The organism is Rhizocola hellebori, assembly GCF_016862955.1.
Classification (GTDB): Bacteria; Actinomycetota; Actinomycetes; order Mycobacteriales; family Micromonosporaceae; genus Rhizocola; species Rhizocola hellebori.
Genome location: NZ_BONY01000005.1, coordinates 124,740 through 148,630, shown reverse-complemented (window position 1 = coordinate 148,630; position 23,891 = coordinate 124,740). Strand labels below are relative to the sequence as shown.

The 23,891-nt window shown below is 66.2% G+C and carries 23 protein-coding genes; 11 read left to right on the top strand and 12 right to left on the bottom strand.

The window, feature by feature from the left end:
• Positions 1-28 precede the first annotated feature (28 nt).
• The 3 genes from Rhe02_RS05550 to Rhe02_RS05540 are packed head-to-tail and all read right to left on the bottom strand — an operon-like array spanning position 29 to position 3,076.
• Positions 29-847, bottom strand: coding sequence for a carbohydrate ABC transporter permease (locus tag Rhe02_RS05550; protein WP_203906974.1), 819 nt, complete (start codon positions 845-847; stop codon positions 29-31).
• Positions 844-1,818 (bottom strand): carbohydrate ABC transporter permease, encoded by a 975-nt coding sequence (locus Rhe02_RS05545; protein WP_203906973.1) that lies wholly within the window; start codon positions 1,816-1,818, stop codon positions 844-846. The genes Rhe02_RS05550 and Rhe02_RS05545 overlap by 4 nt, the downstream gene beginning before the upstream one ends.
• A gap of 22 nt (positions 1,819-1,840) precedes the next feature.
• Positions 1,841-3,076 carry a sugar ABC transporter substrate-binding protein gene (locus tag Rhe02_RS05540; RefSeq protein ID WP_373320598.1) on the bottom strand — a complete coding sequence of 412 codons (1,236 nt, stop codon included), beginning with the start codon at positions 3,074-3,076 and terminating at the stop codon, positions 1,841-1,843.
• Between the two features lie 198 nt (positions 3,077-3,274).
• Here Rhe02_RS05540 and Rhe02_RS05535 point away from each other — a divergent pair, with 198 nt between their 5' ends.
• Positions 3,275-4,285 (top strand): LacI family DNA-binding transcriptional regulator, encoded by a 1,011-nt coding sequence (locus Rhe02_RS05535; protein ID WP_203906971.1) that lies wholly within the window; start codon positions 3,275-3,277, stop codon positions 4,283-4,285.
• Positions 4,286-4,490: 205 nt separating this feature from the next.
• Positions 4,491-6,329 carry an RICIN domain-containing protein gene (locus Rhe02_RS05530; RefSeq protein ID WP_203906970.1) on the top strand — a complete coding sequence of 613 codons (1,839 nt, stop codon included), beginning with the start codon at positions 4,491-4,493 and terminating at the stop codon, positions 6,327-6,329.
• A gap of 72 nt (positions 6,330-6,401) precedes the next feature.
• Here Rhe02_RS05530 and Rhe02_RS05525 read toward each other — a convergent pair whose 3' ends face one another.
• Positions 6,402-7,784: an RICIN domain-containing protein gene (locus Rhe02_RS05525; protein WP_203906969.1), complete on the bottom strand. Its 1,383-nt coding sequence runs from the start codon at positions 7,782-7,784 to the stop codon at positions 6,402-6,404.
• 261 nt (positions 7,785-8,045) lie between these two features.
• Here Rhe02_RS05525 and Rhe02_RS05520 point away from each other — a divergent pair, with 261 nt between their 5' ends.
• From Rhe02_RS05520 to Rhe02_RS05500, 5 genes are all read left to right on the top strand, one after another.
• Positions 8,046-9,089: a LacI family DNA-binding transcriptional regulator gene (locus tag Rhe02_RS05520; protein WP_203906968.1), complete on the top strand. Its 1,044-nt coding sequence runs from the start codon at positions 8,046-8,048 to the stop codon at positions 9,087-9,089.
• 488 nt (positions 9,090-9,577) lie between these two features.
• Positions 9,578-10,870: an extracellular solute-binding protein gene (locus Rhe02_RS05515; RefSeq protein ID WP_203906967.1), complete on the top strand. Its 1,293-nt coding sequence runs from the start codon at positions 9,578-9,580 to the stop codon at positions 10,868-10,870.
• A 13-nt stretch (positions 10,871-10,883) separates the two neighbouring features.
• On the top strand, positions 10,884-11,876 hold the full coding sequence (locus Rhe02_RS05510) for a carbohydrate ABC transporter permease (RefSeq protein ID WP_308441982.1): 993 nt from the start codon (positions 10,884-10,886) through the stop codon (positions 11,874-11,876).
• A 92-nt stretch (positions 11,877-11,968) separates the two neighbouring features.
• The gene (locus Rhe02_RS05505; RefSeq protein ID WP_239123415.1) at positions 11,969-12,730 is read left to right on the top strand and encodes a carbohydrate ABC transporter permease; all 762 of its coding nucleotides are present in this window, start codon (positions 11,969-11,971) and stop codon (positions 12,728-12,730) included.
• Between the two features lie 114 nt (positions 12,731-12,844).
• Complete coding sequence (locus Rhe02_RS05500; protein ID WP_239123413.1) at positions 12,845-13,831, top strand: LacI family DNA-binding transcriptional regulator; 987 nt, start codon at positions 12,845-12,847, stop codon at positions 13,829-13,831.
• Here the strand turns inward: Rhe02_RS05500 and Rhe02_RS05495 are convergent.
• The 3 genes from Rhe02_RS05495 to Rhe02_RS50475 form a co-directional block, all read right to left on the bottom strand.
• A complete protein-coding gene (locus Rhe02_RS05495) occupies positions 13,828-14,832 on the bottom strand; it encodes a methyltransferase (RefSeq protein WP_203906964.1) in 1,005 nt (334 codons plus the stop codon). The genes Rhe02_RS05500 and Rhe02_RS05495 overlap by 4 nt on opposite strands.
• 36 nt (positions 14,833-14,868) lie before the next feature.
• Complete coding sequence (locus Rhe02_RS05490) at positions 14,869-15,153, bottom strand: hypothetical protein (protein WP_239123410.1); 285 nt, start codon at positions 15,151-15,153, stop codon at positions 14,869-14,871.
• Positions 15,154-15,249: 96 nt separating this feature from the next.
• The gene (locus Rhe02_RS50475) at positions 15,250-15,378 is read right to left on the bottom strand and encodes a hypothetical protein (protein WP_275412593.1); all 129 of its coding nucleotides are present in this window, start codon (positions 15,376-15,378) and stop codon (positions 15,250-15,252) included.
• Positions 15,379-15,690: 312 nt separating this feature from the next.
• Here Rhe02_RS50475 and Rhe02_RS05480 point away from each other — a divergent pair, with 312 nt between their 5' ends.
• Positions 15,691-15,954, top strand: a complete 264-nt coding sequence (locus tag Rhe02_RS05480; protein ID WP_203906962.1) for a C1orf53 family protein — start codon at positions 15,691-15,693, stop codon at positions 15,952-15,954.
• A 24-nt stretch (positions 15,955-15,978) separates the two neighbouring features.
• Here the strand turns inward: Rhe02_RS05480 and Rhe02_RS05475 are convergent, their stop codons facing one another.
• From Rhe02_RS05475 to Rhe02_RS05460, 4 genes are all read right to left on the bottom strand, one after another.
• A complete protein-coding gene (locus Rhe02_RS05475) occupies positions 15,979-16,674 on the bottom strand; it encodes a YcnI family copper-binding membrane protein (protein WP_203906961.1) in 696 nt (231 codons plus the stop codon).
• A gap of 120 nt (positions 16,675-16,794) precedes the next feature.
• Entirely contained in the window at positions 16,795-17,193 is a 399-nt protein-coding gene (locus Rhe02_RS05470) for a Fur family transcriptional regulator (protein ID WP_203907033.1), read from the bottom strand.
• Between the two features lie 120 nt (positions 17,194-17,313).
• Entirely contained in the window at positions 17,314-17,850 is a 537-nt protein-coding gene (locus Rhe02_RS05465) for a DoxX family protein (RefSeq protein WP_203906960.1), read from the bottom strand.
• A gap of 276 nt (positions 17,851-18,126) precedes the next feature.
• Entirely contained in the window at positions 18,127-20,415 is a 2,289-nt protein-coding gene (locus Rhe02_RS05460) for a beta propeller repeat protein (protein ID WP_203906959.1), read from the bottom strand.
• Positions 20,416-20,548: 133 nt separating this feature from the next.
• On the opposite strand from Rhe02_RS05460, the gene Rhe02_RS05455 reads away from it, so the two are divergent.
• Positions 20,549-21,058: a hypothetical protein gene (locus Rhe02_RS05455; protein WP_203906958.1), complete on the top strand. Its 510-nt coding sequence runs from the start codon at positions 20,549-20,551 to the stop codon at positions 21,056-21,058.
• A gap of 15 nt (positions 21,059-21,073) precedes the next feature.
• On the opposite strand, the gene Rhe02_RS05450 is transcribed toward Rhe02_RS05455, so the two are convergent.
• Positions 21,074-22,336 (bottom strand): MFS transporter, encoded by a 1,263-nt coding sequence (locus Rhe02_RS05450; protein ID WP_203906957.1) that lies wholly within the window; start codon positions 22,334-22,336, stop codon positions 21,074-21,076.
• Between the two features lie 142 nt (positions 22,337-22,478).
• On the opposite strand from Rhe02_RS05450, the gene Rhe02_RS05445 reads away from it, so the two are divergent.
• Both Rhe02_RS05445 and Rhe02_RS05440 read left to right on the top strand, forming a co-directional pair.
• Entirely contained in the window at positions 22,479-23,042 is a 564-nt protein-coding gene (locus Rhe02_RS05445; protein ID WP_239123409.1) for a SigE family RNA polymerase sigma factor, read from the top strand.
• On the top strand, positions 23,039-23,791 hold the full coding sequence (locus tag Rhe02_RS05440; protein ID WP_203906956.1) for a hypothetical protein: 753 nt from the start codon (positions 23,039-23,041) through the stop codon (positions 23,789-23,791). Before Rhe02_RS05445 ends, Rhe02_RS05440 begins: the two co-directional genes overlap by 4 nt.
• The last annotated feature ends 100 nt before the right edge of the window (positions 23,792-23,891 follow it).

Here is a 23,891-nt window from a genome sequence, read left to right as displayed (position 1 = left end):
GTTTCTTCGATATGCGTGTGGGTGACCGTCAGTCCTTGACCGCGCCGGAGGTCACGCCCGCGGCGACGTAACGCTGGGCGATGATGATCAGAACGGTGGCGGGGATCGAGGCGACCACCGCTGTCGCCATGATCGCATTCCATTCCTGGTTGTTGTTGCCGATGTAGTGGTAGATGCCGAGGGTGATCGGCCGTTGTGCGCCGCCGCTGTCGAGGGTGCTGGCGTAGACGAAGTCGGACCAGGCCCACAGGAACGCGAAGAGCGAAACGGTGACGGTCGCGTTGCGGCTGACCGGCAGCGCCACGGACCAGAAGGTGCGCCACGGGCCCGCGCCGTCGACCTTCGCCGCGTGCATGACCTCGTCGGGGATGCCGGCCATGAAAGCAGTAAAGATCAACACGGCGAACGGCACCGCGATGGTCGAGTCGGCCACGATGAGCCCGGCGACGGAGTTGAGCAGACCCAGGTTGAGGTAGATGGCGTAGAAGCCCATCGCCATGATGATGCCCGGAATCATTTGCGCCATAAGCAGGACGAAGCTGAGCGCTCGGCCGCCGCGCGGGTTCAGCTTGGCCAGCGAGTAGGCCGCGGGCGCCGCAACTATGAGGGTCAATGCCACGGTGCCCAGTCCCACGAGCAGGCTCGTGCCCAGGTAGGGCAGCTGGTCGCGGAGGACGCTGCGATAGCCTTCGACAGTGCCGTCGACCGGGAACCAGTTCGGCGGGCTCTTGCGCATGTCGCCTTGCCGCGTGAACGAGACGTTGATCATCCAGTACACCGGGAACAACATGACGCCGGTGAGCACCAGCCCGAGCACCGTCCTGGGCCAACTGCGCTGTGCTGTCATCGTTGGTACTGCCTCTTCTGCGCGCGTATGTAGATCAGACCGGCGGCGAGCGCCATGACGATGAGCAGATTGCCCACCGCGGCACCAGGCCCGAACTCGGGCAGCAGGTTCCCGAAGCTCAGCCGGTAGGACCACGTGGCGAGCGTCGTCGAGGAATCGCTGGGCCCACCCCGGGTCATGATCCAGATGAGGTCGAAGACCTTCAGCGTGTAGACCAGCCCCAGCAGCAGGGTGATCGCCGAGACCGGCCGCAGCAGCGGGAAGGTGACACGCCAGAATTGCTGCCAGCCGTTGGCCCCGTCGATCTGGGCCGCCTCGTAGAGCTGGGCCGGGATCGATTGCAGGCCGTTGTAGAGCACCACCAGATTGAACGGAATGCCGATCCAGACATTCGCGAGGATCACCGATAGCAATGACCATTGCGGCGAGGTCAGCCAGTGCACCGGAGCGATCCCCACCAGACGCAGCGCGGCGTTGACAACGCCGGAGTCGCTGTTGAGCATCCACGACCAGGTCGACGCCGAAACGATCAGCGGAAGCAGCCACGGTACGAGAAACAGCGCCCGAAGGATCGCCGACAGCCGGAACGACTTGGCGAAAAACACGGCCAGGGCGAGGCCGATGGCGAACTGGAAAGCCAGCGACACCAACGTGAACACGACGGTGTGGGTCAGCGCGGGCGCGAACGCGGGGTCGCCGAGCACCTTGCGGTGATTGGCCAGTCCAATGAACTCGGCACCGCCGGACACGAAGGACCGCACGGTGTAGTCGCGCAGGCTGAGGTCAAGGTTGCGGTAGAGCGGGTAGGCGAAGAACGCCAACAGATAGACGGTTACCGGGGTGAGGAAGGCCCAGGCCGCCCACTGCTCGGAGTGCAACCGGCGCCGGGCGCGGGCCCTCGGCGGGCCGGATGCAGACCCGCCGAGGCCACGCACAGACAACCCGGTCGGTGTCTGCGTCGTCTGATTCATGGGCGTCGCCGTCTTCGCCCGGCTACTTGGTGGCTGCGGCAGCGGCGGCCTGCGCCGTGGTCAGCGCGGCTTGCGGCGTCGCCGATCCGGACAGGGCCGCCTGCATCGCGGTCCACAGTGGCTGCGAGATTTTGGGGTACTTGGTGCCCAGGTTGTCACCGGTGCGGCCCTTGGCTGCGCCGACCGCCTCGACCCACACTTTGAGCTCAGGGTTGGCCGCGACCTGCTTGGCCTGCACGGCGGCGGTGGGGGCGATGTAGGACAGCGTGGTCGTGGTGGTCAGCGAGTTGTCGCTGTCGGTGAGGCAGGCCACCAGCTTCTGCGACACCGCGTACCGGCTGGTCGTCTTCTGCACCGGAACGGAAACGAACTCGCCGCCGGTCGGTGCGGCGGCGGTGCCACCGTTGATGGCGGGGATGGCGATGATGCCGTACTCGAACCCGGTCTTCTTGGCGTTGGCGAGCTGCCAGGTGCCGTTCTCGGCGAACGCGTACTGGCCGGTGGCGAACTCCTGCCAGCTGGTGGTCTGGGTGTTGTTGATGGCCGAGTTCGGGGCGTAGCCCTTCTTGAGCCAGTCGGTCCACAGCGTCACCGCGGACACCGCCTCAGCGGAGTCGAGTTTGGTCAGGTGCGCGCCGGAACCCCAGAACCACGGCAGGAATTGGAAGCTGCCCTCCTCGGTGCCGATCGCCGAGAAGGTGATGCCCTTCTTTCCCGCGGCCGTAGTCTTCGCCAGCGCCGCGGTCAGCGACGCCCAGTCCTTCACCGAGGCGATGTCCACTCCGGACGCCTGCAGCACCGCCTTGTTGTAGTAGAGAGCCAAGGTGTTGGCGCCGATGGGGATTCCGTAGGTCTTGCCGCCGCTCTGCCCGGCGCCGAGCAGGTTCTGGTCGATCGCTGAGGTGTCGAGCTTGTTGTCGTCGCTGGTCGTGAGAACGCCCGCCTCGGCCAGCGTGGAGATGACCGGGTTGTCGACGATCAGGACATCGGGCGCGTTGCCCTGCTGCGCGGCCAGCAGCGTCTTGCTGGTCAGGTCGCTGGTGTCGAACGCGGTCCGCTTGACCGTGACGCCGGCCTTGCTGCCGCAGTCGGACAACAGCTTCACCCAGTTCGACGAGTCATCGAACTGCGGGTAAGGATCCCAGATGGTGTACGTGGAGCCGCCGGTGGTGCCGTCCGATGACGAGCAGGCGACCAGCCCACCCGCCGTCACCAGCGCGACCAGCGTGACACCCAGGCCACGCCACCGTGATGCCAGTTGGTTCACAGCTCATCCCTTCGCCGCGTTGTCGAACCGATTCGACGAATCGATTCGACAAAACATAGGCGCGTTGTCGCCACGCGTCAACGGGCTCGTGGACGCAAGCACGCTAACCTGGCTATCCTCAGCGAATCGGTTCGAGGGATTACGCCGCCAACGCCGGTATGGCAGGCTCAGGCCGACGTGAGGAGTGCGATGAACATCGGGGAGATCGCCCGCCGGGCGGGAGTGTCACGCAGCACGGTCTCCTACGCGATCAGCGGCAAACGGACGGTCTCCGAGGCCACCCGCAGACGCATCCAGCACGTCATCGACGAGCTGGACTACCGCCCGAACGCCAACGCCCGCGCGCTCAAGGAGGGCCGCACCCGCACCATCGGCCTGGTGATCCCACCGGCGAGCCGGCGGCTGACCGACATGCAGCTCGACTTCGTCGCAGCCGTCGTGGACGCCGCCGCCCATGCCGATCTTGACGTGCTGCTGTCGCCCTCCGGTGGTGATCACGACCGCTCCTTCGAGCGGGTCGTCACCGGCCGGCGGGTCGACGGCGTCATCCTCATGGAGATCCGGCTGGAGGACGCCAGGGTCGGCCGCCTGCAGCAAGCCGGGCTTCCCTTTGTCGGCATCGGCCGCACCTCACATCCCGACGGCATGTGGTGGGTCGACATCGACTACACCGCGCTGATCGCCAAGTGCGTGAACCACCTGGCCGATCTCGGCCATCGCCACGTCGCGCTCATCAACCGCTCCGCCGAGCTCGTCGCCGCGGGTTACGGTCCGGCTCATCGCGCTCTGGCCGGATTCAAGGAGGCCATCCGCCGGCGCGGGATCACCGGGGTCGACTATTGCTGCGCCGACGACAGCGCCGCCGGAGAAGCCTGTCTCCAGCAGATCCTGCGTGAGCATCCCGAGGTGACGGCCGCCGCCACCATCAACGAGGCGGCGCTGCCCGGCATCCAGCGGGCCCTGGAGTCAGCCGGGCTCACCGTCCCCGGCGACTTCTCCGTCACCGGCGTCGCCGCTTCCCACTGGGCCGAGAACTTCCGGCCACAGCTGACAGCAGCCGACGTCCCCGCCCTCGACATGGGCGCCCACGCGGTAAGTCTGCTCACCGAGTGCATCTCCGACCCCGATGCGGCGCCGAAGCACCTGCTGCTCACCCCGCCCATTTCGTTGCGCGGCAGCACCGGCCCGGCCCGCCGCTGACCACGGCTCACGCCGCCCTCGCGATGCCCGTCGTTGACACGCCCGCGTGGCAAACCTACGCTCGTGGCGAATCGATTCGACAAACTGATGAACGTCACCGCCCGGAGTCTTGTCATCACAGCTAAACCAGCACCACTGATCATCGAATCGATTCCCTGGACTCACGCAACCCCAGCGGCCCGCTGGTCTTCCAAAGGAGTCGCATGTGACTACCGCCCCAACATCTGTCCCCCGCCGCAGACGCGGCACCTTGGCGCATCTGCTCGCCGGAGTCCTCGTGACAAGCTCCATCGCGTTCGCCGCCTCACCCGCCGCGGCGGCAGACGAGACGATCACCGTCAACTTCTCGAACGCCGCAGGAACCCCCTCCTACCGCGCCTCCGGCTGGATTTACGGCATGACCGAGAACGCATCTGGCCCAGCCGACCACTTCTACACCGACGTGAGGTTCCGCTACATGCGTGCCGGCGGGGCCCAACTCGACTCCCCCGGCGGCTGGGTATCCGGACGCTACCAGCGCCGCTGGGACGCCACGCTCGCCCAAGCCCGGCGCACACTCGCCCTCGGCGGGCAATTCGTCATCCTGCCGCACGATCTGTGGGGCGCCGACGGCTTCCCGATTTCCCGATTCCCCGGCGACAGCGGCAACTGGAGCGACTACGACGCCTTCCTTTCGAGGCTCATCAGCGACGTCCGCGCCGCCGGGATCACTGTGCAATGGGACATCTGGAACGAGCCGAACCTGTCGCTGTTCTGGAACCGGCCCCAGTCTCAGTATTTCGAGCTGTGGCGGCGTACCTATCAGCGGCTGCGCGCCGAGTTCCCCAGCCATCTGATCGTCGGTCCAAGCCACGCCGGAGTACCCACCACCTCAGCCGGCTGGTGGACCCAATACCTGGACTTCGTCAAGGCCAACAACGTCGTGCCGGACATCTTCAGCTGGCACAGCCTGCCCAGCGACCCGGTCGCCAACGTCAACGCCGCCAACAGCAGCCTCAGCGCACGCGCCATAGCGCACCCGCGTCCCTACCAGATCAACGAATACGGCGCGAGCAACGAGCAGAACCCTGGCGACGGCTCCTGGTACATCGCCCGCCTCGAACGGGCCGGCGCTGACGGGCTGCGCGCCAACTGGGCCAGCGCCGGCAACCTGCACAACGACCTGGCCAACCTGCTCACCCGCAACTCCGCTGGAGTGCACCTGCCCAAGGGCGAATGGTGGGTCTACCGCTTCTACGGCTCACAGACCGGCCTGATCTCCTCGGTGACACCCAGCCCCGCTTACGACGCTTTCGCCACAAAGGATTCCGGCGTCGCCAAGATTCTGGTTGGCGGCGGCGGGACCACCGGCAACATCGCTGTCAACATCCAGCGGCTGGACACGACCAGCGGCATAGTGCAGAACAATCAGGTGCGCGTGCTGGCGCAGCGCATCCCTCACAACGGCGGCGGCGCTGTCCAGGGCCCGATCACCATCTCCAACACCGTGGTCAGCCTCTCCGGCAACGCCACCACGGTGAACCTGCCGCACAGCAATGTCGACGACACTTTCACCATCACCTTGCTGCCGCCGTCGAACACCGGCTTCATTTCGGTCGCGGTCGCCCAGCACTCCCAGCAATGCCTCGACGACACCAGCCGGTCCACCGCCAACGGCACACAGCAGCAGCAGTTCTCCTGCGAGGGCGGAAACCAGCAGCTGTGGAGCTTTGTGCCGGTGACAGGGGCCGCCGACACTTACACCATCGTCAATCAGCACAGCGGCAAATGCCTTGACGTCAATGGGGTTTCGACCGCCGATGGCGCTGCTGTCATCCAATGGACTTGCAACAGCGGTTCCCTGAATCAGCAGTTCACCTTGCGCAAGGTGACCTATGCCGGCAACGACACCCATGACTATCAGCTCGTCGCTCGCCACAGCGGCAAATGTGTTGATGTCAGCGGCGTTTCGACTGCCGCGGGCGCGCTTGTCCACCAATGGACCTGCAATGCGGCCGCCCAAGGCAGTCCGCTCAACCAGACCTGGCGGCTGTGGGGCCGCTAGTTTGGCGGAGAGGCCACCGGGCCAGCTGTCACCCAGCAGACAGCTGGCCCGGTGGTAGTCACCGCAACGGTTTCAGCGCAGAGTCCATTGCTGGTTGGACTGACCGCCGGAGATACAGTCGTAGATCTGCAGTTGGGTACCGTTGGCGGTGCCGCGGCCGGAGGCGTCCAGGCATCTGCCCGACTGGGTGTTGACGATGTTGCCGTTGGCTTGCACCGTCCACCTCTGCGCGCCACTTCCGTTGCAGGCCCATAGGTTCACCGCCGTGCCGTTTCCGGTGCCGCCGCCGTTGGCGTTGACACACTTGCCGCTCTGCGGATTGACCAAGGTGTTGTTGGTGTATCGCCACTTCTGGTTCCAGTTGGTGTGGCAGTCGTAAAGCTGCAACCGCGTGCCGTCGGCGGTGGAAGGACCGGTGATGTCCACGCATCGGCCGCTACCTGTACCCACGATCTGCTGACCATCGGCGGGCGCGCTGCCGGTCGGCGTGGGCGTCGGCGAACCGCCGGTGGGCGTCGGCGTGGGCGAGGTGTTCTGGAACTGGGTGAAGAACTCCCAGATCAGGCTCGAGGTCCAGGTCCTGACGCCGCTGCTGGAGGTGGACCCGTCCACCGGATTCGGGGTGTGGTCGCCGTCGAACGCGGCCCATCGCACCGGGAGCCCAGCCCGGCAGCCCGAGTAGGAGGTGACGATGTGCGTCAGGCTGTTCAGCCCCGGCTCGGGCGGGTTCTGGTTGGTGCAGCCGTTGTTCCTGACGAACGTGTCGCGCAGCGTCCGCCCGTTGGAGATGTTGAGCACGCTGTCATGGGTGCCATGGATTCCCAGGTACGCGACGGCCTGAGTGCCGCCGTTGCAGCCGCTGAGGTTGGCGCCGGAGAGCACCGCGACGGCGCGGAAGATGGTGGGCCGGGCACACGCGACGGCGTAGCTCATCGCCCCGCCATAGCTCCATCCCAGGGCAAACCGCAGCGTCGTGTCGACGCAAAGATCGTTCCCGATCAGGTTGTTCAGATCGTCGACCAGGGTCAGGTCGCGGCCGTTGGTGTTGGCCCAGCCGGCGTCGATGCCTTGGGGCGCAACGAAGATCGTACTGTTGTTCGACCGCTGATGCAGGCCGTAGTAGGCCCAGGCGGCGCCGTCAGCTCCGCCGGAGGCGACGTCGTTGGCGGATCCGTTGAGCCAATGGAAGGCGAAGACCAATCGATACGGGCGGTTCCGGTCGTAGTTGTCGGGGATCCTCAGGATGTAGGAGCGATTCTGGCCGCCGCTGGAGATCGAGCGGGTGCCACTGGTCAGCGTTGGGGCCTTGCCACATCCGGCGGTGTTCGCCAGGGTGCCAGCGCCTGCCGCCAATGCTGGGTCGTTCACCACGCCGCGCAGCATCCAGCTGGCCGTGAACACCACCAGCAGTGCCGCGAGCGCGACAGAAAAGACGAGAGATCGATGCTTTGACATGCAGAACTCCCCTATCGATAGGGCCTTTGCTCGGCTTGATGCCATCGACAATCAACGATCGCAGAGCGTCACAGAAATAGCAACATAGATCGACAGAAACTTTCCAAGCGTAGACGCTGCCGAGAACGGCCCTGGCCAGCTGCGCACGCATCTCGGGCACTCGATTCCCAGCTGAGCCGTCCGCCGGGGCCGAAGAAGACGACAGGATCGTGACGGAAAGTTTCTGGAGACGTGGCGTGGGTGGACGTTAGACTTCGGGCCATGGTCCCGACGAGCGGTGCGCAACCGCCGCACGCCCAACGATCGACCACCATCGCCGAGATCGCCCGGCTGGCAGGCGTTTCCGCGCCGACCGTGTCGAAGGTGCTCAACGGCCGCACCACGGTGGCGGCCGATACCCGCGAACACGTGCTGGAGGTGTTGCACGAGCACGGGTACAGGTCGACGCGGAAGGCCTTGAAGCTGTCCTCCCTTGTGGAGCTGGTCTTCCACGAGCTGGTGGGCATCTACCCGGTCGACATCCTCCGAGGTGTGCAGCGGATCGCTGTCGAGCACCAGGTCGCGGTCGTCGTGTCGGAGTCGCAGGGCAGCCAAACCCCGGGCCGGGGCTGGCTCGAGGGGGTGCTGCGCCGCCGCCCGATCGGCGTCATCCCGGTGTTCTCCGATCTGTCCACACAGCAACGAGCCCAGCTGGCCACCGCCGGCATCCCGTTGGTGGTCCTGGACCCGAACGGAGTGCCCGACGACGACGTGCCCTCGGTCGGCTCGACCAACTGGATCGGTGGCCTGTCCGCCACCCGGCATCTGCTTGAGCTGGGGCACCGCCGCGTCGCCGTGATAACCGGTCCGAAGTGGGCGCTGTCGAGCCGGGCCCGGCTGGACGGGTACAGGGCCGCGCTGGACGCGGCAGGCGTGCCGATCGATCCGGCGCTGATCCGGGAAGGCAGCTTCGAGATCGCCGATGGCCTCACCCACACCAACGAGCTGCTCCGGCTCTCCGACCCGCCAACAGCGATCTTCACCTTCAACGACGGCATGGCCATCGGCGTCTACCACGCGGCCAGCCTGGCCGGGCTGCACGTCCCGCGCGATCTGAGCGTGGTCGGCTTCGACGACTACCAGCCCCTGGACCGATGGCTGGTGCCACCGTTGACCACCGTCCGCCAGCCGCTGGCCGAGATGGGTGCGGCAGCTGCCCGCATGGTGCTGGACCTGGCCCAGGGCACGGTGCCGCAGCCCAAACGGCTGGAACTGGCCACGGAGATGGTGATCCGGGAAAGCACCGCCCCGCCCGCCCGGCGGTAGATCCGCGCCGGATTCGCCAGCTTCGTCTGGTACCAGCCGATCTAAAATATTTCGGAAATGTTCCGATACAACATGGGCCGTGAACCGACTCGCGCGGGCGGCCGACCATCCCTCAGCCTGCCCCATCTGGGCGATGCCGATCCGCAAGCTTCGTATTTGTGCAGCCAGTAGCCGCAGGGTCCAGCATGATGGCCACAAGATCAGATCCCCTGGAAGTTTCGGAAAGATTGCTTGTATTTTTCCGCCACGTCTGCGACTCTTACCGAACGGCGGCCCGGCTTCTCTGGGGCCGACTGCGACCGGCGGCGGGCACTGGCAGCGCCTGTCGGCACGGGGAACAGCCCTCGGTGTCCACAGTGGACATTTGGGCCGGACGGCTCCATTCCCTCAAAGGAATTCAGATGCGATCCGTTAACGGCCTCCGATGGGTGGCCGGTTGTTGGCTGTTGAAGCCCCACGTGGGCTAACTCAGCAGAGAGGACAGGTTGATGAGGGCGAGAAAGCTTTTAGCGACGTCGGTTGTCCTGGCGACTGCGGTCCTGGGAATCGCCGCCTGCGGTGATGACGACTCGGGGGACGGCAGCGGTGGCAAGGTGACGATGAGCTTTTGGCACAACGCCACAACGGGTGATGGCAAGGCCTTCTGGGAGAAAACCGTCGCCGACTTCCAGGCCGCCAACCCGAACGTGAAGATCGAAATCCAGTCGATCCAGAACGAGGACATGGACGGCAAACTTCAGACCGCCCTGAACTCCGGCGACGCACCCGACGTCTTCTTGCAGCGCGGCGGCGGCAAGATGGCCGCGATGGTCAAGGCGGGCCAGCTGATGGACATCACGGGCTCCATCACCGAGGCCACCAAGAAGGTCATCTCGGCGGGGTCATTCAAGGCGCAGACGATCGACAACAAGGTTTACGCGATGCCGGTGGCTGTCCTGCCCGGTGGCTTCTTCTACAGCAAGGATCAGTTCGCCAAGGCCGGCATCGCCCAGACGCCGACCACGCTTGCCGAGCTGCGCAGCGCTGTCGACAAGCTGAAGACCGCCGGCGTCCAGCCGATCGCGCTCGGGGCCAAGGACGCCTGGCCGGCCGCCTTCTACTACTACTTCTTCGCGCTGCGCGAGTGCAGCCCAGCCACGCTCAGCGAGACCGCCAAGACGCTGGCCTTCGACAACGCCTGCTGGCTGAAGGCCGGTCAGGACGTCCAGGACTTCGCCGCGACGAAACCGTTCAACAACGACTTCCTGACCACCTCGGCCCAGCAGGGCGCGGGCAGCTCGGCCGGTCTCCTCGCGAACCACAAGGCAGCGATGGAACTCATGGGCGCCTGGAACCCGGGGGTCATCGCCTCGTTGACGCCGGACCAGAAGCCGTTGCCCGACCTCGACTGGTTCCCCTTCCCCAGCATCGAAGGCGGCGCCGGTGAGCCCGGCTCCATCCTCGGCGGCGTCGACGGTTACTCCTGCTCGGTCAAGGCGCCCAAGGCGGAATGCACCGCCTTCCTCAACTACATCGCCAAGACGGATGTGCAGTCGGCCTACTACAAGGCCTTCAACGCGCCGCCGGTGAACAGCGAGGCGCAGGCCATGGTGTCCGAGCCGTACTTGAAGTCCGTGCTCGCGGCCTACAGCAAGGCTCCCTATGTCTCGCAATGGCTCGACACGGTCTACGGGCAGAACGTCGGCAACGCGCTCAACACTGCAGTGGTGAACCTGTTGGCCGGCAAGGGTACCGCCCAGGACATCGTCAACGCGGTCAAGACCGCCGCCAAGAGGGCATAGAGATCCCCCACCCATGTCTAGCTCGAACCACAACAACGTTGGAGGTGGCGCGGTCGTCGCGCCACCTCCAGCCCTGCCCCGGATGCGCAAGGGCCGCAAAGGGATCGGGTGGCCCGCCCGGCTGGAAATCGCCCTGATGACCGGGCCGACGCTGCTGGTGTTCGTCACCTTCGTCATCCTGCCGGTTGCCGTAGCGGCGTATTACGGCTTCTTCAGCTGGCAGGGCTACGGCCCGCCCACGAATTTCGTCGGCTTTCGCAACTACATACTCATCTTCCAGGACACCACTTTCATCGACGCGCTGAAGCACAATGCCATCATCGTCGTGCTGTCACTGGTCATCCAAGGTCCGGCCGCCATCCTGCTCGCCTTGCTCCTCAACCGCAAGATGCGCGGGCAGACGCTCATCCGGGTGCTCGTCTTCGTGCCCTATGTGATTTCCGAAGTGGTGGTCGGAACCGGCTGGAGCCTGATGCTGCAAGGCGACGGCGCCTTCAACGCCCTGCTCGAACGTTTCGGGCTGGGCTGGCTGCACAACGATTGGCTGTCTGACCCCGGGATGGCGATCTGGACACTGATGGGCATCCTCACCTGGAAGTACATCGGCTTCGCCGTCATCCTCTTCCTCGCCGGCCTGCAGGGCATCCCCGACGAGCTGACGGAGGCCGCGGCGATCGACGGGGCGTCGTACTGGCAGATCCAGCGCCGGGTCACGCTGCCGCTGCTCGGGCCGACGATCCGCATCTGGGCGTTCCTGTCGATGATCGGCGCTCTCCAGCTGTTCGACCTTGTTTACATCATCTGGGGTCAGTACGTGGCCGCAACGGCCGGGACGTCCACCATGGCCACCTATATGGTCGCCAACGGGCGCATCGCCGGGGAGTACGGGTACGGCAACGCCGTGGCTGTGGTTCTGTTTCTCATCTCGCTCACCGCTGCCCTGCTGTACCAACGGTTCGTCCTGCGCCGTGACACCGAAGGCGCGATCACCGGAGCGGGGATTTGATGGCAACACCAACTGTAGCGATCCGATCCGGCCGGAGACCCGCGTCGGGGAACCAGCCGGTATACCTTCTTGCGCTGTTGCTCATCGGGGCGATGCTGGCCCCGGTCGTCTACATCATCATCGGTGGCTTCCGGACGAACGCGCAGATCACCACCGACCCGGCGGGGTGGCCAAATCCCTGGAATGTGAACAACTATCTCGACGTGCTCGGCGGCGAGGTGTTCTGGCGCGAGGTGATCAACTCCACCGTCGTGGCCACAAGCACCACCGCAGGAGTGGTCACCCTCGGCCTCATGACGAGCTTTATCCTTGCGCGCTACCGGTTCCGGGGCCGAGGGGCGATGTACTCACTGTTCGCCGCCGGCCTGATGTTCCCGCTGACCGTGGCGATCACGCCGCTGTACATCCTCGTCAAGACCGTCGGGCTGATGAACACGCTGCCCGGGGTGATCCTCCCCCAGATCGGGTTCGCCATTCCGATGACAATCATCATCCTGGTCCCGTTCCTGCGGGCAATCCCCGACGAAATCCAGGAGGCGGCAGCGATCGACGGCTGTGGCCGGTTGGGCTTTTTCTGGCGGATGGTGCTGCCGCTGTCCATGCCGGGCGTCATCACCGTGGCTATCCTGACCTTCATCGCCAGCTGGAACAGCTATCTGCTACCGCTGTTCATCCTCAACCGGGAGACAACGTTCACGCTGCCCCTTGGTGTGCAGGCCTTCGCGTCGCAGTATTCGGTCGACACAGCAAAGGTCCTGGCGTTTACCTCCTTGTCTATGGTGCCAGCGCTGGTTTTCTTCAGCCTGTTCCAGCGCCGGATCGTGGGGGGCCTGACCGGAGCCGTGAAGGGTTGACGATTTAGCGAACAGATTCCGGTCGAAGAGGGAGGTGAGGCCATGGAGGGTGGAGATTCGGCTACAGTCCGCGGCTTCGGTGCGCGCCGTGGGCGTCGACGCGGCGAGTTGACTGTGGCAACGATCGCGCGGCTGGCCGGGGTGTCGCCTCCCACCGTGTCGAGGGTCCTCAACGGCCGCTCCGACGTCGCGGCCGACACCCGCCGCAGGGTCGAACAACTGCTGCGCGAGCACGGATACCGCCGCCCCGGGGCGATCCTCCCCTCGCCCCGGATCGAGGTGGTCTTCTACGGTTTGGAGACCAACCTGGCCATCGAGATGATGCGTGGCGTGCAAGCGGTCGTCAATGAGCACGATCTGGGGTTGGGCTTCACCGAAGTGCCGGCCGATCCGTCGGCGCGGCAGCGATCCTGGTGCGATCGGCTGCTGACCCAGCGGCCCACCGGCGTGATCATCGTCCATTCGCAGTTCACCGCGGAACAGCATGCGCAGCTAGCGGCTGGCGCGATCCCCCTGGTCGCCGCGGACCCCAACGGGCAGCCGACTCAGCCGGTGCCCTCGGTGAGCGCGGCCAACTGGCAGGGCGCGGTCGCGGCCACCCGGCACCTGCTCGAGCTGGGCCACCGGCAGATCGGTGTGATCGGCGGACCCGTTGAATCCCTGTATGCCAGGGAACGTATGGAGGCTTGCCGTGCGGCGCTTGAGATTGCGGGGGTACCCCTGCGGCCTCGGCTGGCCAGGACAGGTGAGTTCTCCTTCGAATCCGGTCTGGCGCATGGCAGCGAGCTGCTCAGCCAACCCGATCCGCCCACGGCCCTGCTGTGCGCCAACGACCTTCAGGCGCTGGGAGTCTGCAAGGCAGCCCGCCAACTGGGCTTGCGCATCCCCCAGGACCTGAGCGTCGTCGGATTCGACGGCATTGACGCGGGGAACTGGTGCGACCCGGCTTTGACCACGGTGCGGCAACCGTTTCGGGACATCGGCGCCGCCGCCGCCAACCTTCTGCTTGCGTTGATCGCCGGCCCGGTGCCGGCCCTGACCCGCGTCGAGCTGCCGACCACCCTGGTGGTCCGGGACAGCACCGCACCACCTCGGTCCTAGTTATCGGCCTTGGCTTCCACGATCCAGAATCCGCTGTCGGTGGGAATCGCCTTGGAAAGCTTAAGTCCTGCCGCGATCAGAAGGCGCGCGTACTCGTCTTCGGAGCGTTCCTGGCCGCCGGGGCCGACCAGCATGTTCAGATCGGACATGACCGAGGACAGCAAATACGGCGGACCGCTGATCACCCGTTCTATCAGCAGAATTTTCGAGGATGGCTTCATCGCGGCCCGGCAGCTTCGCAGGATGGCGATGGCTTGCTCGTCAGGCCAATCATGCACCACCGACTTGACCAGATAAGCGTCTACATTGGACGGAACTGCCGCAAAGAAGTCACCGCCGACGATTTCGCATCGATCGGCCACGCCCGCCAGCCGCACCGGCTCAGCCGCGCCGGCCACCACATGCGGCTGATCAAACAAAATACCCTTCATCGCCGGGTACCTGGTCAGCAGGGCGGCGAGCAAGGCACCGTGCCCGCCGCCGATGTCTGCCACCGAGCCGATACCGGAAAAGTCGTAGGCCGCCAGCATCGCCTCCACGATGTTATTGGCGATCGCGGTCATGGCAGCGTCGAAGATCTGTCCTTCGGCCGGATCCTCCGCGCGAAACTGCCACACGTCGCGCCCATGCACACTGACGAAAGCGTTCTGGCCCGTGCGCACGCTGTGCTCCAGCGCCCCCCATGCCTGCCACGTCGAGGGCCGGCCGACGAATCCCGCCCAGTCCCCGAGCTTGCCTGGGGCATCGCTGCGCAGCTGCTGACCCAAGGGGGCCAACGCAATCCGGCCATCATCGAGCTCCGCCAACACCTCGACGGCCACCAGTCCCCGCACCAAGCGCCGCAACGCCGGCCCGTCGCAGCCCACAGTGGAGGCCAACCCGGCTATCGTCATCGGCTCGTCGGCCAAGTGATCCGCCAGACCGAGCCGAGCGGCGACGTAAACCGCCTGAGACACCCTATAACCGTTGATTAGCCCCAGCAGTCTGGCCGATGCATCCATGGCCAGACCCTACCGGAGATCACGGCACTTCCAAGATCAGAAGGGGGCCAGGCCTTCACCAAGGAGAGCTAACACGACGTTCTTCGACGCACCTTTGAGCCTCTGGACGACCACCTGGCCCGACCGGCCATCCGGCATCTCCAGAGTCAAGATCTTGCCAACGGGGTTCTTTATGCCGGGGGAACCGGCTGCGAGCCGGAAATCGCCCGCCCAAGGCGCAATGCCACCTTTATGCGCGGGCTCGGTGAAAAGCGCGGCGGTGCCGGATGTTCTTGTGCCGTCCGCGGACAGCAACACTGCGGGACTTCGATAGGTAGCCATATGTCCCATACCCTACACGGCGCAAGGCGAGCTGGCGGTTATCAGCGCGGAATGCCAAGCCTGCCGCGCCGGACACGGCACGAAATCCGGCAGGTGTCAGTGGCGACCGTCGGCGCCGGATATCGCCGCCGGATCGATCCGCAGCATCCGCAGGAGGGCCTCATTCGCCCGGATGTCGACCAGGGCGGGAAGTTCCCGGTCGACCCAGTCGGCTCTCTCATCCATGCCCCTGGATCGCAGCAGCGCGACGATCTCCGCTCTATCGATGTGGACTGCGGTTGGATGATCCGGGCTTATCTGGTCGGACATGCTGTCCCTCATAAAGGCTTAGGCCGGTGTGGCGCGCACCTCACGATTTGGGATGTCGTCGAGTCCGGAATACCTTCACCGTACACCGGCGCAACGAAGGCAGGCCGTTTGTTTACGGCGCGCCATGTTCGGTGCAGGCGATGGCGCTGTGGAATCGCCAGCGGCGCAAGGCACCACCGGTTATGCTCATCGCCGCCTGCGACCGGACTCAGACGGGAAGCGCCCAGAATGGACAAGCAAGATGGCGGTGCCGGTGAGCGTCGCCTGCCGCTGGCCGCGCGCGGCCTCGCCGAGCCCGCGCTGTCGCGCCTTCCGGCCGATCATCCCGGCCGGAAAGAGATCCTGCTCGCACATGACGAATCGCTGCGGTCGGCCCAGCCGGGTTACCTCGACCCGGTGACTGGCCTGTTCGTGTTGAACGCACGCTTCCTGGCCGACCGGGGCACGTGTTGCGGGCGCGGCTGCCGGCACTGCCCTTACGTTGTCGACTGACCGTCGCGACGGCGTCGTAGCACGCTAGCCAGCGGGCGGTGCGGGACGGCGCAGGCTCAGCCCCAAGGCCGCCAGCGAGACCAGCAGGGCCACCGCACCGAGCGCGATCGCCCAGCTGACGCCGCTGCCCTCGCCGCTTTCCTCTTTCGCGGCGGGCGCGGGCGCGGCAGCCGCAGCCGCTTTGACGACTTTGAGCACCGGGGCGGGATGCTCCACCTCGGCCCCTTCCTTGGGCTCATCGATCCAGCGCACAATCGTGCCGTCGGAGTAGGTCTGCAAGGCCTTGAAGATGATCTGCTTGACGTCGGGTACCGGCCCGACCGACAGGTCGAACTCCTGGAACTGGCCGGGCTTGACCGCGGCTGACCCGTCGGCGGTCCAGGTGATCTTCGACACCGCCTCGGTGATCTCCGAGTCGTGGTTCTTTATCGGCTTGCTCAGCTTGCGTTTCTCCGTGGCGACGGTCCAGCCGGCCGATGGCTTGACCGACACGCTCGCGAACGGCGCGTCCTCGGGGAAGGCCACCTCCACCTTCACCGTGGACTCGGAGTCGCTTTCGTTGGGGACCCGGAAGTTCAGCCGCGCGTAGCCGCCGACCGTGGCCTCCTTGGGGTTGACCGTCACGTGAGCGGCCGCGGGCAGGGCCGAAACGCCGATCATCGCGGTTACGGCTGCCAGCACGGCAGCGGTCCGCAACCCGTTCTTGCCTGTCAGTTTCATTTCGTCGTCCTTCGTCTGCGACACCGGGGGGCGGCGCGCCTGCGGGGGCACGCGCTTCACACCAGTCGGCCGATTGGCCCGGACAGTTCCCAGCGTTTTTTGCTGTCGGTCAGGACCGGCCTAGTCGTTGACGGCCAGCTCGCGGCAGCCTGGGCACAGGCCCCAGAAGGTGACCTCGGTCTCGTCGATGTCGTAGCCGTGGGTGTGGGGCGGGTCGAGGCAGGGGCTCTCCCCGATCGCGCCTTCGACGTCGACGATGGCGCCGCAGGCGCGGCAGACGATGTGATGGTGGTTGTCGTTGACTCGGGCCTCGTACAGCGCCGGTGAACCAGCAGGCTCGATGCGCCGGGCCAGGCCCGCTCGGGTCAAGACACCGAGCACGTCGTAAATCGCCTGGGTGGAAACCGAATCCAGATGGGCACGAACCTGACGGGTGACTTCCTCAACCTCCAGATGGCCGCCGCGGGAAAGGATATCGAGCACGGTGAGACGAGGTTTTGTCACCCGCAGACCCCGCATGCGCAAGAGCTCGGCGAAATTCAGCACACCAGACACCTATCCATTCCAACAACCATCAAGCACTCACCCGCCACCGTGCCCGCGCGGGAAGCGTTCACGGTGGCGGGTGGGGGCATCTGCTCAGTCGTTCGGGTCTGCCGTCGCCCGCACTCGGGTGAGCAGGACGAGCGCGGCCGTGATGAGCACGACGTTCTTGACCACAAACTCGCCCGTCATGGTCAGCTCCAGCGGGTTGCCGTTCTGGAACGCGACCGTGGGCTGGACCACCAGCACGAGGAACGTGCCGGACAGGTGGGCGATCATTACCGCCACCACTGCGGTGGTCCATCTTCCGAGGAGCAGCGCGATTCCTATCACCACTTCGAGCGCGGCCAGGGTAGGTACGAGGACCCGGGCCGGGACGAACGGAACCGTGTCGGCGACGAGCTTCGCCACCGGGCTGACGGGGGTGAATTTGAGTAGGCCGAACCATAGGAATACCAGGCCCAGCGAGATGCGCAGCAACGTATGCGCATAGAGTTCCGCGACTGTTTTCAGCTGCGCGACTCTTCGATTCCAGAGCCTGCTGCTTTCGATTTGCCAGGGCCTTTTTTGGGCAGGGTTGATCAGCTGGTCCATAATCGCCTCCAGGGGAGCGGGCTGCGGCGATGCACCCATTTCAATGACGCTTGCGCCGAATCCGGCGCTTGCCGGTGTTAAATCACCATGGCATGCGGTCAGAGGATATGTAAAGTAATCTATATAGACTGGAGTGACTACAATTCTTGCTTATTTGCAGCGAATTGGAATACCCACTTTCGTTTCACTTGTCATCCACTTGCGAATGACTTGTGCCAGCCACTCGACCGCGCGGATCAAACCTGGTACTCAGCACGGCGGCCGGGTGCGCCGGCGATTGCTCGCCCGCGCCCCGGCCGCGTTTTGGCGGTGCGATTAGACGGCGACGCGATACATGCCCAGGCCATAGGTGGCGGCGGTGAGTTGGGTGACTCCCGCGGAGACTGTCGTGTCGAGGTCGAGCACGGGCACGTTGGGCAGGCCGGTGCCGGCCGTGGTCCAGGTGACTCCGGTGTCGCTCGAGGTGAAAACCCCGACATCGGTGGCGACGAAAAGCACGGTGCGGTTTTGCGGGTTGTAGACGATGTCGTTGACCGGGGCGTTGGGCAGGTTCCCCGAGATGTCCTGCCAGCTCGTGCCGCCGTTCGTGGTACGGAACACGTGCGGGGCGATGTCACCGGCGGTGTAGCCGGACACCGTCACATAGGCGAGGTTCGCATCCGTCGGGTCGACGGTGACCCGGGTCATGAACCGGGTGGGTAGCCCGGCGGTGATCTCGGTCCAGCTGCCACCGGTGTTCCGGGTGATCCACATGCGGCCGTCATCGGTACCCACATAAATGACGGCGCCATTCGACGGAGCGACACCAATCGTGCTGATGGTGTTGAAGGTGGAGCTACCGCTGCTGCCGCGGCTCAGGTCCGGGCTGATCGCCGCCCAGGTCTGCGCCGAGTTGGTGCTGCGGTTGAGCCGCTCGCCGCCGTAGTACATGATCGCCGGGTTGGTGGGATCGAAGGTGACCGGGGTGAGCCAGGCGCGCCGGCTCGAGGTGGTCGAGCCGAAGTTCGACATGCTGGTGCCGCCGTTGGTGGACCGGCCACAGCTGCCGTTCTGCGAGCAGGCGTAGACCTTGTTCTGGTTGGTCGGATCGATCAGGTTTTGAAGCCCGTCGCCGCCCCAGTAGGATCCCCAGTTCGACCATGAGCGCCTGGAGCCGTTGTCCTGCAAGCCTCCGCTGATTCGAGATATGTCCTGTTTGGACACAGCGACGGTGTAGAACTGCATATTGGCCAGGTTCGTCGTCTTGGTCCAGCTTCCGGAGAGCGAACCGTTGGCGGTGGAACGGTAGATCCCGCCGTCGTTGCCGATGAAGACCCGGTTGGCCACCAACGGATCGAAGCCTACCGCGTGCTGGTCGGCGTGGAACGAGCTGGAGTTGCTCGTCCAGCTGCTACCGGAGTTGGTCGACTCAACCATGGGCACACCCGGCACCCACAGATGCGACGACGACACGGGGTCGACGAAGATGCGGCCGAACCACCAGCCGAAGGTGGATTGCGAGCTGGAAACCGGGCCGGTGTTGGTCAGCGCCGTCCAGCTGGTGCCGCTGTTGGTCGAGGTCCACATGCCCAGGAAATTGCCAGAGGTGTTGGCGGCTATGGCATACAGGCGAGTGGGGGTGCTCTTGGAGACCGCGATGCCCATGCGCCCAAGGTTCGAGCTTGATGCGGGCAGTCCGCCGGCCAGGCGTGCCCAGGTGGCGCCGCCGTCGGTCGATCGATAGATCCCCGAACCCACGCCACCGTAGACGCGCGTTCCGGGGGTGCGCACGTGATCCCACATCGACACATACACACTGGTAGTACTGATGGCGAGATCGATCGCGCCGGTGGTGGAGTTCGCGCCCGCGAGCACCAGCTGCCAGGTCGCGCCGGCATCGGTGCTGCGGTAGAGGCCGCGCGCCCCGCCCGGCACGAACAGGTTCCCGGCGGCGGCCACGAAGATGCGGTTGGCGTCGGCCGGGTCGATCACGATGCGCCCGATCCGGTTGGTCCCCGTCAGCCCGAGCAGCGTCCAGGTCACCCCACCGTCGCTGGACCGATAGATCCCGTTGCCCGGGAAGGAGACGCTCCCGCCGCCCGGGTTGCCCTCGCCGGTGCCCGCGTAGAGCACCCCGGCCGGGCTGATCGCCAGCGCGCCGACCGACTGGGGCAAGGTGATGTTCCAGGAGTAGCTGAAACTGGTGCCGCCGTTGGTGCTCTTCCACACCCCGCCCGAGGCGGCGCCGGCATAGACCGTATTGCTGCGCACCGGATCCACCACTATGTCGGTGACCCGGCCGCCGACGTTCGTCGGGCCAAGCGACGTCCAGGCTGCCTGGGCCGCGAACCCGCCCGAGGCGCGTACCACGTTGGCCTGTTCGATCGCCTTGGCGCGCGACTGTCCTAAGTCGACAGCCTTGTCGGGATAAGTCCGCTGGGTCGTCATCCATTCGTCAGCGCCGTAGGGCGCCCCGATTCCACCGCCGGCTGCCATCTCCTCGAGCTCTTCCTCGGGATCCTCGCCGATGATGAAGTTGCACAACGGGCACTGGCTTGCCGTTGGGGTCACCAACATCGCCAGACCCAACAACGCCGCGGTCAACGCGCGTATCACGGGGTTCATACCAGTCACTATGAAGGACGTCGATGCACTTCACAATGCACGTCTCGATCCAGAAGCGTCTGGAGTGCGTCCAGATTAGACGACGCCTACAATGCTATCGCTAGATTTCCATCTATCAGATTAAGGAGTCGGTATGAAGATCCTGCGCCTGGCTTCCACGATCGCGCTCGCGGTCGTCGGCGGCCTGCTCGCGACCGCCGTCCCCGCCCAGGCGGCCTCCGCCTCGTTCCCGTTCCGGGCCGACTCGGGTGACAACTGCCGTTACGGCAGCACCCAAGGAACCCTGATCTGGCGATACAGCAGCACTGCCCCGATTCGCCCGATCGCGGTGGAAATCCGGGGCACCGTCATCGACCACCCCATCCCCAACGAGAACTTCCTCTGCGCCGACGACGGCTTCTTCACGATCGCGAGCTACACCGCCTTCGCCGGCTCGGCGCAGCTGCGCCAGGAAGCCAGGGCCAACAACGCCGTCGTCGCGGTCAGCCTGACCCTCGGCCCTTCCGCCCCGACGACGGCCGGGATAACCCGCGTCACCATCCAGGTCTGCCGGCACCCGCTTTTCGGAACGCGCCCAAGCTATTGCGGCGTCGCCCAGCATTACGCTCCCATCGTCGCCGACCCCCCAACACCATCGAGCTGACAGCCGGCCGCATCGTCATGCCAGACCGGTGTGCCTCTGCCGCCACGCGGGCACCAGGATGGTGATCAGGACCGCCGCGGTGCACAGATATCCCGCCGCGTAGCCGATCGGGCCGAGCAGGAGTCCGAAGCCGACCGCGCCGATCCCCATGCCACCGTCATAGGCGAGGTTCCAAAGCGCGCTGGCCCAAGCGAAACGGGAGGTGGGCACCCGGGCGAACATCAGCGTCAGCGTCACGTTCTGGGCTACCCCGAACCCGATGCCGAACAGGCCGACACCGGCCAAGACCGCCCAGGGGTTGGGTGCCCACGCAAGCGCGGCGGTCCCTACGGCGACCGCGACGACCGCGGGCAGGAGCATGCGGCCGCCGTACCGCGCGCCGTAGCGGCCCGCCGCCCACCGCGCCAGCGGCGTGGTGCAGGACTGTACGAGCAGCGCCACCGCGGCCAGCCGAGGCGACGCCCCGGACAGGCTCAGCGGCAGGAAGGTCAGAAGCACACCGGCCACCAGCGCCACGGCCGCGAAGACCATCGCCGGTCCGGCAAGACCTTCGGCCGACGCAGAACCGACCGACACGGAACCAGCCGACACGGAACCAGCCGACACGGCACCGACCGGCACGGCACCGACCGGGACGGCACCGACCGGCACGGCACCGACCGACGCGGAACCGACCGGCACGGAGTCGGCCGGCACGGCACGCCCGGGCAGGCCCGGCACGGCAGCTAAGGCAAGCAATGCCAGCACGGCGCCGGCGAGAAAGACGGGCGGATACCCGATGCGTCCGCTCAGCCACACGCCCGCGGGGAGGCAGGCGATGGCCGGAATCCCGACTGCCGCCCCGTACAGGCCCAGGCTTTCGCTGCGGCGACCGGCCGGCGCCAGCTCCGCCGCCAACGCTGCGCCCGCTACGAAGACGATCCCCAACCCGGCTCCGCGTACCAGGCAGACCCCGAGCACCACCGGCGGCCACGACGAAATCAGCAGCACAGCGGCCGGTGCCCCGAGCACCAGCAAGGCAAATGCCATCGCCGTGCGGTAGCCCCATCTGCCGACCCAAGCCGGCGCGGCTAGCTCGGCCAGCACCGTGCCGAGCATCAGGGCACCGGTGGAAAGACCCGCGCCCACCCCGCCCGCGCCGCCCGTGGCCACGTAGGACGGGACGACAGGCATCAGCAGATAGAAACTGCCGAGCGCGCCGATCGACGCAACGAGCAACCGGGCCATGGGGCCGGTCACGATCGGCCGAATCGGGGCCTCCGGCGCGGAATGAACCATGAGCGGAACACTAGGGCCGCAACCGGTCCAGCGGTAAGGTCCAGTTCCCTGTCCGGCCCGTGGGCCGGTTGAGTCCCGGGCCAATGGATAGATCTTCCGAGCCCGTGACAACGTTCCGCGATGTCGCTGCGTGGTGGCTGTTGTGAGCGTTGACAGCGAACCGTCCGCCGTGGGCGCGGACGTGCCGCCGATCGGGGGTGACGGGCGGGCGGCGGGGCGGCGTGACCAGGAGTTCCTTGAGTTCGTGGCCGTGTCCGGCCGCTACCTGCTGCGCACCGCCGTGTTGCTGTGCGGTGATCCTGCCCGGGCGGAGGAGCTGGTCCAGGCCACCTACGAGCGGACCTATCGCTCCTGGCGGGTGGCGCGAGACGGCGACCCGCAGGCCTACGCGCGGCGGGTGCTGGTCAACCTGCGCATCGATGGGTGGCGGCGCACGCGGCGCGAGGTTCTCGTCGATCCGGGCGCGCTGCCCGATCAGGCCGGACCAGACGATATGGGGGCCGTGGTCGCCCGCAATGCCGTGGTCAAGGCTCTGGCCCGGCTGCCGCTGGCGCAGCGGCGGGTCGTGGTGCTGCGGCATCTGCTCGACCTCACCGAAGCCGAGGTTGCCCGGGAATTGGAGATTTCGGTCGGCACCGTCAAGTCCCACCATGCGCGGGGCATCGCGCGACTGCGCGAGATCTTCGCGGAAGGGGATCTGAAATGAGCGTCCAGCTGCACGATGACGATGTCGTGGCCCGCCTGCGGGCCGGTGCCCCCGGACTGCCCGCGGCCGGTCCCGACGCCAGGCTCACCCTCGCCGCCGCCCGGCGAGCGTTGCGCCGCAGCCGGGGCCGGCGTGCGCTGGGCGGCGTGGCTGCCGTGCTGGCCGCCGTCCTTGGACTCGCCGCGATCGGCCCGGTCGAGCTGCCCGGCATCGGCACATTCACCATGCCTTTCGGGTACGACGAGAATGCGCTGCCGAATCAAGGCAACCCGCCCCTGTACCCGCGTGAGCGGATGCTCCGCGATGTCGCAAGCCTGGAGTCTCGGGCGCTGCCGGCTACCCAAGAGCTGGGAGTTCTCCTGTACATCGAGGAGCCTGCGGCGTGGGGTCGCCCGGCGTGCCGCGTGTTCACCTGGTCGCAGGGCGCCTATCGGGACCGCGACCGGGAATGTGTCAATCCCGACGACCCCGAGCCGCCATTCGACCCCGCGAGCGAGGCAGCATTCGCCCGGATGATCGACGCGATCGACCAATCCCACGTGGACATTTTTCGGATCGAGAAAGGTGGATGGGGCCCCGGCACTTCGTTCCACCTTCGCGACGACTCGTGGCGATGGAATTGGTACTACTCCTACGTTCCCGGCACCCCACCCGACGCGCCGGCACAGCGGACCGAGACGAAACTCGGCCCCAGGCTTCAGGTCCATGTCACCGGCGACTGGTGGTTCACCGTGGAACCCGACGACTGATCCAGCGCCCGCGGGTCGGCGGCGCAGCCGCCGGGCGCGGCCAAGCACGGGCGTGGCGTTGCCGCCCGGGAGGTGCGGCGACGGACCACCACGAAGCGGC